General features: G+C 51.4%; 2 tRNA genes and 2 rRNA genes (1 of these 4 running past the window's edge). All 4 read left to right on the top strand.

The features are described from left to right. Positions 1-1,423: ribosomal RNA gene (locus K4039_RS29645) — 16S ribosomal RNA — on the top strand; the annotation flags it as partial. Between the two features lie 113 nt (positions 1,424-1,536). Further along, positions 1,537-1,610 (top strand) — tRNA-Ile (locus tag K4039_RS29640). Between the two features lie 84 nt (positions 1,611-1,694). After that, positions 1,695-1,767 (top strand) — tRNA-Ala (locus K4039_RS29635). A 217-nt stretch (positions 1,768-1,984) separates the two neighbouring features. Further along, positions 1,985-2,415: ribosomal RNA gene (locus K4039_RS29630) — 23S ribosomal RNA — on the top strand (it continues 2,473 nt past the right edge of the window).

The raw sequence follows: 2,415 nt of genomic DNA, 5'->3' as shown, positions 1-2,415 counted from the left end.
CGGAGTAGCAATACTTAGTGGCGGACGGGTGAGTAACGCGTGAGAATCTACCTTCAGGACGGAGACAACAGTTGGAAACGACTGCTAACCCCCGATGTACCGAAAGGGCAAATATTTATAGCCTGAAGAAGAGCTCGCGTCCGATTAGCTAGTTGGAGAGGTAAAAGCTCACCAAGGCGACGATCGGTAGCTGGTCTGAGAGGACGATCAGCCACACTGGGACTGAGACACGGCCCAGACTCCTACGGGAGGCAGCAGTGGGGAATTTTCCGCAATGGGCGAAAGCCTGACGGAGCAAGACCGCGTGGGGGAAGAAGGCTCTTGGGTTGTAAACCCCTTTTCTCTGGGAAGAACGCAATGACGGTACCAGAGGAATCAGCATCGGCTAACTCCGTGCCAGCAGCCGCGGTAAGACGGAGGATGCAAGCGTTATCCGGAATGATTGGGCGTAAAGCGTCCGCAGGTGGCAGTTCAAGTCTGCTGTCAAAGACCGGGGCTCAACCTCGGAAAGGCAGTGGAAACTGAACAGCTAGAGTATGGTAGGGGCAAAGGGAATTCCTGGTGTAGCGGTGAAATGCGTAGAGATCAGGAAGAACATCGGTGGCGAAGGCGCTTTGCTGGACCATAACTGACACTCAGGGACGAAAGCTAGGGGAGCGAATGGGATTAGATACCCCAGTAGTCCTAGCCGTAAACGATGGATACTAGGTGTTGTCTGTATCGACCCGGACAGTGCCGTAGCTAACGCGTTAAGTATCCCGCCTGGGGAGTACGCACGCAAGTGTGAAACTCAAAGGAATTGACGGGGGCCCGCACAAGCGGTGGAGTATGTGGTTTAATTCGATGCAACGCGAAGAACCTTACCAGGACTTGACATGTCGCGAATCCTTCTGAAAGGAAGGAGTGCCTTAGGGAGCGCGAACACAGGTGGTGCATGGCTGTCGTCAGCTCGTGTCGTGAGATGTTGGGTTAAGTCCCGCAACGAGCGCAACCCTCGTGTTTAGTTGCCATCATTAAGTTGGGCACTCTAAACAGACTGCCGGTGACAAACCGGAGGAAGGTGGGGATGACGTCAAGTCAGCATGCCCCTTACGTCCTGGGCTACACACGTACTACAATGGTAGGGACAAAGGGCAGCCAACCCGCGAGGGCGAGCTAATCCCGTAAACCCTGCCTCAGTTCAGATTGCAGGCTGCAACTCGCCTGCATGAAGGCGGAATCGCTAGTAATCGCAGGTCAGCATACTGCGGTGAATCCGTTCCCGGGCCTTGTACACACCGCCCGTCACACCATGGAAGTTGGCCACGCCCGAAGTCATTACTCTAACCTTTCGAGGAGGAGGATGCCGAAGGCAGGGCTGATGACTGGGGTGAAGTCGTAACAAGGTAGCCGTACCGGAAGGTGTGGCTGGATCACCTCCTTTTAGGGAGACCATCTGAGCAACTACCGAACCTAAACAATAGGTAGTAATCAGTATCCCTGGTCGTTCGAGAAATAGATGTCAAAGCTTTCAAACTATTAACTGGTTCGGGAAATGGGCTATTAGCTCAGTTGGTTAGAGCGCACCCCTGATAAGGGTGAGGTCCCTGGTTCAAATCCAGGATGGCCCACCTGGAAAAAAGTAATGAATTCAAAGTAATGATTCATGGATAATTAATCCAAGAGTCAGAGCAGGAAAATCAAAACTAATTAGTGGGGGTATAGCTCAGCTGGTAGAGCGCCTGCCTTGCACGCAGGAAGTCAGCGGTTCGAGTCCGCTTACCTCCACTCTCACTAGCTATCTATCTAAGTACAACCATAATCAAAAAACAGAAGCTCAGAGAAATCAGCACCTAGACTATCCCATGTGAAAGTCAGAATGCTGGAGTCTAAGACTCTAGTCAGAACCTTGAAAACTGCATAGAAATTAAGTCATCATCAAGCAGGTAAGTCATCCGAGCAATCGGAAAATCTTACAAAGCAGACGACCATCAAAAAATCAAGTGGTCAAGTTACAAAGGGCTAACGGTGGATACCTAGGCACACAGAGGCGAAGAAGGACGTGGCGACCGACGATAAGCTCCGGGGAGCTGGAAGCAAGCATTGATCCGGAGATGTCCGAATGGGGCAACCCAGTAAGCATCAGTTGAATACATAGACTGAGAGCGGCGAACCCAGCGAATTGAAACATCTTAGTAGCTGGAGGAAGAGAAAGCAATAGCGATTTCCCTAGTAGTGGTGAGCGAACGGGAAACAGCCTAAACCAGAGGTTTTTACTTCTGGGGTCGTGGGACAGTCAAATAACGTATCTGCAAGCTAGACAAAGCAGTTGAAAGCTGCACCAGAGAAGGTGAAAGTCCTGTAGTCGAAAGTAGAATAGAGCGTGACTGTATCCCGAGTAGCACGGGGCCCGTGAAATCCCGTGTGAATCAGCGA

The sequence above is a fragment of the Lyngbya sp. CCAP 1446/10 genome, from assembly GCF_026130175.1.
Taxonomy (GTDB): domain Bacteria; phylum Cyanobacteriota; class Cyanobacteriia; order Cyanobacteriales; family Microcoleaceae; genus Microcoleus.
The sequence above is the reverse complement of the archived record's forward strand: the minus strand, read 5'-3'. Positions and strand labels throughout refer to the sequence as shown.